Annotated in this window: 7 protein-coding genes; all 7 read left to right on the top strand. The window is 67.6% G+C overall.

All coding sequences use genetic code 11. From position 1 onward, the window contains the following. The first annotated feature begins 191 nt into the window (after positions 1-191). The 7 genes from clsA (at position 192) to ftsR (ending at position 7,365) form a co-directional block, all read left to right on the top strand. Entirely contained in the window at positions 192-800 is a 609-nt protein-coding gene (gene clsA / locus OO67_RS17435) for a cardiolipin synthase ClsA (RefSeq protein WP_033301245.1), read from the top strand. A 112-nt stretch (positions 801-912) separates the two neighbouring features. Further along, positions 913-3,408, top strand: coding sequence for a mannose-1-phosphate guanyltransferase (locus OO67_RS17430; protein ID WP_033301243.1), 2,496 nt, complete (start codon positions 913-915; stop codon positions 3,406-3,408). 98 nt (positions 3,409-3,506) lie between these two features. Next, positions 3,507-4,427: a DUF881 domain-containing protein gene (locus tag OO67_RS17425; RefSeq protein WP_033301241.1), complete on the top strand. Its 921-nt coding sequence runs from the start codon at positions 3,507-3,509 to the stop codon at positions 4,425-4,427. Continuing rightward, positions 4,424-4,756, top strand: a complete 333-nt coding sequence (locus OO67_RS17420; RefSeq protein WP_003970459.1) for a small basic family protein — start codon at positions 4,424-4,426, stop codon at positions 4,754-4,756. The genes OO67_RS17425 and OO67_RS17420 overlap by 4 nt, the downstream gene beginning before the upstream one ends. 5 nt (positions 4,757-4,761) lie before the next feature. Beyond that, positions 4,762-5,604 (top strand): DUF881 domain-containing protein, encoded by an 843-nt coding sequence (locus OO67_RS17415; protein ID WP_033301238.1) that lies wholly within the window; start codon positions 4,762-4,764, stop codon positions 5,602-5,604. A 190-nt stretch (positions 5,605-5,794) separates the two neighbouring features. Continuing rightward, positions 5,795-6,580 (top strand): FHA domain-containing protein, encoded by a 786-nt coding sequence (locus OO67_RS17410; protein WP_078598038.1) that lies wholly within the window; start codon positions 5,795-5,797, stop codon positions 6,578-6,580. Between the two features lie 41 nt (positions 6,581-6,621). After that, positions 6,622-7,365 (top strand): transcriptional regulator FtsR, encoded by a 744-nt coding sequence (gene ftsR / locus OO67_RS17405; protein WP_033301232.1) that lies wholly within the window; start codon positions 6,622-6,624, stop codon positions 7,363-7,365. The last annotated feature ends 34 nt before the right edge of the window (positions 7,366-7,399 follow it).

The raw sequence follows: 7,399 nt of genomic DNA, 5'->3' as shown, positions 1-7,399 counted from the left end.
GGTACTGCAGGGGGGACCCTGTGGGAGAGTAGGACGCCGCCGAACAATTATTCCGGGAAAGCCCCGTGCCCTTGTGGCACGGGGCTTTTCTGCGTTCGGGACTACCTTCCCCACCCCTGTGCGCCGGGGCTCGCAGCCTGAGGGTAAGGTCAGGGAGCATCATTGGCACGTTCTTCACAGGAGGCCCCCGGGTGGAGGTCCAGGAGACTCGAGTTCAGACGGACCGAGTACTCACCATCCCCAACATCCTCAGCATGGCCCGTCTCGTCGGCGTACCGCTCTTCCTGTGGCTGATTCTTCGCCCCGTGTTCGGCGGGCCCAACAGTGATGGCTGGGCCCTGCTGGTCCTGATGCTGAGCGGAGTCAGTGACTACCTCGACGGCAAGCTCGCCCGTCGCTGGAACCAGATCAGCAGTCTCGGCCGGCTCCTGGACCCGGCTGCCGACCGCCTCTACATTCTGTCGACACTCGTCGGACTCACCTGGCGCGAGATCCTGCCGCTGTGGCTGACTGCCGCACTCCTCGCCCGGGAGCTGATGCTCCTTGTCATGGTGGGAATCCTTCGCCGGCACGGCTATCCGCCGCCGCAGGTGAACTTCCTAGGCAAAGCTGCAACATTCAACCTGATGTACGCCTTCCCCTTGTTGCTGCTCAGCGACGGAAGTGGTTGGCTTGCTTCGCTGGGCACCATTTTCGGATGGGCGTTCGCTGGATGGGGTACAACCCTCTATTGGTGGGCAGGGATCCTATACGTGGTCCAGGTCCGCCGTCTGGTCAAGGCGGATCAAGTAGCCGATTAGCTCGTTGACGTGGTGCCGTGCAGCGTCGCCGGCCCGCACCGGACAGTTGTCATGTTGCCCCGACGGGCGAAGTCGGCCAGACCGTCGTCTCTTCGAGGAGGACGTTTCCGACATGAAGGCCGTCGTGATGGCAGGCGGTGAAGGCACCCGCCTTCGCCCCATGACCTCAAGCATGCCCAAGCCGCTCCTGCCCGTGGCCAATCGGCCGATCATGGAGCATGTGCTGCGTCTGCTCAAGCGGCATGGGCTCAATGAGACCGTGGTCACTGTCCAGTTCCTCGCCTCCCTCGTCAAGAATTACTTCGGCGACGGCGAGGAACTCGGGATGGAGCTCAGCTATGCCAATGAGGAGAAGCCACTCGGTACCGCAGGAAGTGTGAAGAACGCCGAGGAGGCCCTGAAGGACGACACCTTCCTGGTCATCTCCGGCGATGCCCTCACCGACTTCGATCTCACGGATCTCATCGCATTCCACAAGGAGAAGGGCGCACTCGTCACGGTGTGCCTGACCCGGGTGCCGAACCCCCTGGAATTCGGGATCACGATCGTGGACGAAGAAGGGAAGGTGGAGCGTTTCCTGGAGAAGCCGACCTGGGGCCAGGTTTTCTCGGACACCGTCAACACGGGCATCTACGTCATGGAGCCCGAGGTCTTCGACTACGTCCAGGCCGACACCTCGGTGGACTGGTCCGGCGACGTGTTCCCGCAGCTCATGAAGGACGGCAAGCTGATCTGTGGGTACATCGCAGAGGGCTACTGGGAAGACGTGGGCACGCACGAAAGCTACGTGAAGGCCCAGGCCGACGTGCTGGAGCGCAAGGTCGACGTCGAACTCGACGGCTTCGAGATCTCGCCCGGGGTCTGGGTGGCGGAAGGTGCCGAGGTCCATCCTGACGCGGTTCTCCGAGGGCCGCTGTACATCGGTGACTACGCCAAGGTCGAGGCAGGCGCCGAGATCCGCGAACACACGGTGATCGGTTCGAACGTCGTCGTGAAATCCGGTGCGTTCCTGCACCGGGCCGTCGTACACGACAACGTGTACATCGGTCAGCACAGCAATCTGCGTGGCTGTGTGATCGGCAAGAACACCGACATCATGCGGGCTGCCCGCATCGAGGACGGTGCGGTCATCGGCGACGAGTGTCTGGTCGGCGAAGAATCGATCATTCAGGGCAATGTCCGGGTCTACCCGTTCAAGACCATCGAGGCCGGCGCCTTCGTCAACACCTCGGTGATCTGGGAGTCACGCGGCCAGGCACACCTCTTCGGAGCCCGCGGTGTCTCCGGGATCCTGAACGTCGAGATCACGCCCGAACTCGCTGTCCGGCTCGCCGGTGCGTACGCGACGACTCTGAAAAAGGGCGCGACGGTGACCACCGCCCGTGACCACTCACGTGGTGCCCGCGCACTGAAGAGAGCGGTCATCTCGGCGCTCCAGGCCAGCGCCATCGATGTCCGCGACCTGGAGAACGTGCCGCTGCCGGTAGCCCGTCAGCAGACCGCGCGGGGCAGCGCCGGCGGGATCATGATCCGTACGTCTCCGGGCGTGCCGGACTCCGTCGACATCATGTTCTTCGACGAGCGGGGAGCCGATCTCTCCCAGGCGCGCCAGAGGAAACTGGACAGGGTCTACGCCCGTCAGGAGTACCGCAGGGCGTTCCCGGGTGAGATCGGGGACCTGCACTTCCCGTCGAGCGTCTTCGACTCCTACACGGGTTCACTGCTCCGTAACGTCGATACGGAAGGCATCGCCGACGCGGGCCTCAAGGTGGTCGTGGACGCTTCCAACGGCAGTGCCGGGCTTGTTCTGCCCAGCCTGCTCGGACGTCTGGGCGTGGACGCGCTGACCATCAACCCGGGCCTCGACGAGTCCCGGCCGACCGAGTCGGCCGAGTCCCGGCGCGCGGGGCTGGTGCGCCTCGGTGAGATCGTGTCGTCCGCACGGGCCGCCTTCGGCGTGCGGTTCGACCCTGTCGGTGAACGGCTGTCCCTCGTGGACGAGCGGGGCCGCATCATCGAGGACGACCGGGCGCTGCTGGTCATGCTGGATCTCGTGGCTGCCGAGCGCAGGAGCGGGCGGGTGGCCCTGCCGGTGACGACCACCCGCGTCGCCGAACAGGTCGCGGCGTATCACGGTACGCAGGTGGAGTGGACGACCACGTCGCCCGACGATCTGACCCGGGTGGGCCGCGAGGACACGACGATCTTCGGCGGTGACGGGCGGGGCGGTTTCATCGTCCCGGAGTTCAGCAGCGTGTTCGACGGTGCGGCGGCCTTCGTCAGGCTCATCGGCCTGGTGGCCAGGACGCAGCTCACCCTCAGCCAGATCGATGCCCGCATCCCGCGCGCCCATGTGCTGCGCCGCGACCTCGCCACGCCGTGGGCGGTCAAGGGGCTCGTGATGCGCCGGGTCGTGGAGGCCGCAGGGGAGCGCAGCGTGGACACCACCGACGGTGTCCGGGTGGTCGAGACCGACGGCCGTTGGGTCATGGTGCTGCCCGACCCCTCGGAGGCGGTCACCCACCTGTGGGCGGAAGGCCCCGATGACGCATCGGCCCAGGCACTGCTCGACGAGTGGGCGGCGGTCGTGGACAGCGCGGGCGACTGACCCGCTGACCGTTGGCCCGGAAGCCGCAGAACGACGGCGGCCGGGCCAACGGTGGGGCCATTCGGCGGCAGCAGGCATGACGTGCGACGATGTGCGGCATGTCGCAGCCGCCCCCCGATCGGAGTAGCGTCCCGCCGCGTCCTCGCCCCGACGCGTCCATGTCGCTGCTGACCACCGTGATGGAACACAGCCTCGACGAGGGGTACGCCGAGGCTTCGGCCCGTAGGCGGGCCGACGGCAGCGACGGCCTGCCACGCACCATGAAGGCGAAGCTGGGTCTTGCCGCAGGTCTGGTGCTGGCCGCTCTCGTGGTGACGCTCGGCGCCGCGGAGGCACAGGTCGCGGCGCCGGTCGTGGCCAAGGAGCGCGAGGAACTCATCGACCGGGTGAACGCCGAGACCTCTACGGCGGACACGCTGGAGGCGGATGTCGAGGAGTTGCGCAAGGACGTCGGCGAGCGGCAGCGCAAGGCACTTCAGGAGCACGGTGGGGATCAGGGCGCCCTGGTGGCACTGCTGTCCGGTGCCACCCCTGTGGAGGGCCCCGGAGTCAAGCTGGTCGTGGACGACGCCGAGGACACCGACCAGGGCGGCGGAGGGCCCCGTGAGTCCACCGGCTTCGCCGACACCGGGCGTGTGCGTGACCGGGACATGCAGCGGGTGGTCAACGGTCTGTGGCAGTCCGGTGCCGAGGCGGTCGCCATCAACGGGCAGCGGCTGACGGCCCTCTCCGCCATCCGCGCGGCCGGCGACGCCATACTGGTCGACAACAGGCCGCTGGTGCCGCCGTACACGGTGCTGGCGGTGGGGGACGGGAAGAAGCTCGCCACAGCCTTCCAGAACAGCGCCGACGGCCAGTATCTTCAGGCGCTGCACGAGAGCTTCGACATCCGCACCGGCATCTCCGAACAGGAGAAGGTGCGTCTTCCGGCGGCGCCCAGCCTGATCGTACGTACAGCAGAGCCTCAGGCCGCAGACACGGGCAGTGGTGCGGCAGACACAGGGAAGGGCACATCGTGATCGCCGTACTGGGCCTCGTCGTGGGAGTCGTGGTCGGACTGTTGGTCCGGCCCGAAGTGCCGGCGGTGGTCGAGCCCTACCTGCCGATCGCCGTGGTGGCCGCGCTCGACGCCGTCTTCGGCGGGCTGCGGGCCATGCTCGACGGTATCTTCGTGGACAAGGTCTTCGTGGTGTCGTTCCTGTCGAACGTCGTGGTCGCCGCACTGATCGTCTTCCTCGGCGACAAGCTGGGCGTCGGGGCGCAGCTCTCCACCGGAGTCGTGGTCGTGCTCGGCATCCGGATCTTCTCCAACGCCGCGGCCATCCGTCGGCACGTCTTCCGGGCCTGAGGCCGATGAGCAACGGACAGAACCCGAACAGCGAACAGAACTCCGGCAGCGAGGAGCAGGCAGGCGCGCTCCCCGCCGAAGCGCCCGCGCCGGTACCGTCCGCGTCTCCGCCGGCCGGGCCCGCCGAGGTCTCCGGCCGCCAGCGGCTGAGGGCAGGCCTCTGGCCGCCACGGGTGAGCAGGGCCCAACTGATCGTGGCGCTCCTGCTGTTCGTCCTCGGTCTGGGGCTGGCCATCCAAGTCCGGTCGAACAGCGACAACAGCGCCCTCCGCGGTGCCCGCCAGGAGGACCTGGTCCGCATCCTCGACGAGCTCGACAACCGGACCCAGCGTCTCGAGGACGAGAAACAGCGTCTCGACGACCAGCGCACGGAACTGGAGAACAGCTCCGACCAGGCGGAGGAGGCCCGGAAGCAGACGCTCGAGAAGGAGAGGCAGCTCGGTGTCCTGGCGGGCACCGTCGCGGCACACGGCCCCGGCATCACACTCACGATCAGTGACCCGACCGGGGCGGTGGAGGCCGATATGCTCCTCGACACCATCCAGGAGCTCCGAGCCGCGGGTGCCGAGGCGATCGAGGTCAACGGTGTGCGGGTGGTGGCCAACACATACTTTTCCGGTGACGGGGGAGAGTTGAGAGTTGACGGCCGGAAGATCGAGGCTCCCTATGAGTTCAAGGTCATCGGCAAGCCGCAGGACCTGGAACCGGCTCTGAACATCCCAGGTGGTGTGGTGCAGACGCTCGAGAAGGAGCAGGCAACGGCGGAGGTGGCGCGCGTCGACGACATCGTCGTGGACGCGGTGCGACCGGCGAAGCAGCCTGACCACGCTCGGTCGTCGTCCCGGTGAGGCGGTGGTGCGCGGTGCTCACAGGACACGCACACCAGGTTGCGGGGGGTCGGCGCAACAGATCGGTGACGCGTGGTGGAAACTGTCGGGTGGATACGGACGTTGTGAAGATGTCCGGGTCGGCAGGTGTGTTCATTCAGGGTTCGTCCTGCCCCACGGGCGGGTCTATTTCGGTCAAGGGGAAACGCCCGTGAAGTTGTTTGCGAAGTTGTTCGGAAAGAGCGCCCGCGAGGACAGCAACAGCGCTGCCCGCCACCGCGCTCCGCGTCAGGGTCAGGGTGCCGAGGAGCAGGGCTCGGAGCGCCCGCTCTTCCGTGACGAGGTCCGGGGAGGCGCCGGCGGGTCCGGCGCGTCGTCTGTTGACCCCGGAAGTGCAGGACGCATAGGTTTCGGGGAACCGACCTCACGTACGGGTGGAGGGTTCGCCCCAGCTCCGGAGGGTTCGTCCATGCCGGTTTGTACGAGGTGCGGGCATCACAATGCCGAGGCCAGTCGTTTCTGTTCCAACTGCGGATCGCCGCTGAGGGGCGGAGTGCCCGAGCGTGCCTCGGAGACGACCTCGACCATCTCGATCTCGGGTATCGAGGCGTACGAGGCCGAGGCGACAGGGCAGACGGCCCTTCCCTCGCTGTCCCCGGAGGCTCAGGCCGCGGTCGACGCCCTGCCGGCGGGTTCCGCGCTGCTGGTGGTCCGGCGCGGCCCGAACTCCGGCAGCCGCTTCCTGCTGGACGGTGACCTGACGACGGCCGGTCGTCACCCGCAGAGCGACATCTTCCTCGACGACGTGACCGTGTCGCGGCGTCATGTGGAGTTCCACAGGAGCCCGGACGGTAGTTTCACCGTGGGCGACGTCGGAAGCCTCAACGGCACCTACGTCAACCGCGAGCGCATCGATTCCGTCGCGCTGACCAATGGCGACGAAGTCCAGATCGGGAAGTACCGGCTGGTCTTCTACGCGAGCCAGCGGGGCGTGTGACCTCTCCCGGACTCCGTCCGGGGGGACCCTCAGGAAGGTCCATGCTGCGAACACCGACAGGCGGTGCCGGTCACGGCACCGCCGCCGCGGGCGAGCGCGCGATGAGCATCGGCACGGTGCTTCTGCAGCTGCGCGACGAGTTTCCCGAAGTCACCATCTCCAAGATCCGCTTCCTGGAGGCAGAGGGGCTCATCGAGCCCCAGCGGACGCCATCGGGCTACCGGAAGTTCAGCCCTGCCGACGTGGAGCGGCTGGCTCAGGTGCTGCGCATGCAGCGGGACCACTACCTGCCGCTCAAGGTCATCCGTGAGCACCTGGAAGCCCTGGCCCGCGGAGAGCAGGCCGCACTGCCGTCCGGCGGCGGGCAGGGCGACGCCGTCGACCTCCTGCGGGACCAGGACCCGGGGCGGGCCACTGCCGCCCGTATCGGGCGCTCCGAGCTCCTCGCCGCCGCGGAGGCCACCGAGGAGCAGCTCGACGAGTGGGAGGCGTACGGGCTGATCGTGCCCGCCGCCGGCGGCAGCTACGACGCCGAGGCGGTGACCGTGGCGCGGCTGGTGGCGGACCTGGGAAGATTCGGTCTGGAACCTCGGCATCTGCGGGCGGTCAAGGCGGCCGCGGAGCGCGAGGCGGGGTTGGTCGAACAGGTGGTCGCACCCCTGCGTCGGCACCGGAATCCGCAGACCAGGGCCCATGCGGAGGCCACCGCGAAGGAACTGGCGGAGCTCTCCGTGCGGCTTCACGCCGCGCTCGTCCAGACCGCCCTGAAGGTCAGCTTCCACTGAGGGCGGAGGAGCCCGACTATCCAAACATGGCGGG

The sequence above is a fragment of the Streptomyces atroolivaceus genome (assembly GCF_000717025.1).
Lineage (GTDB): Bacteria > Actinomycetota > Actinomycetes > Streptomycetales > Streptomycetaceae > Streptomyces > Streptomyces atroolivaceus.
This window is presented reverse-complemented; position numbering and strand designations above follow the sequence as displayed.

Excerpts from the sequence above, each read along its gene's own strand:
- OO67_RS17415 (WP_033301238.1), top strand. The coding sequence starts at position 4,762 with ATGAGCAACGGACAGAACCCGAACAGCGAACAGAACTCCGGCAGCGAG.
- OO67_RS17430 (WP_033301243.1), top strand. The coding sequence starts at position 913 with ATGAAGGCCGTCGTGATGGCAGGCGGTGAAGGCACCCGCCTTCGCCCC.
- ftsR (WP_033301232.1), top strand. The coding sequence starts at position 6,622 with ATGCTGCGAACACCGACAGGCGGTGCCGGTCACGGCACCGCCGCCGCG.
- OO67_RS17425 (WP_033301241.1), top strand. The coding sequence starts at position 3,507 with ATGTCGCAGCCGCCCCCCGATCGGAGTAGCGTCCCGCCGCGTCCTCGC.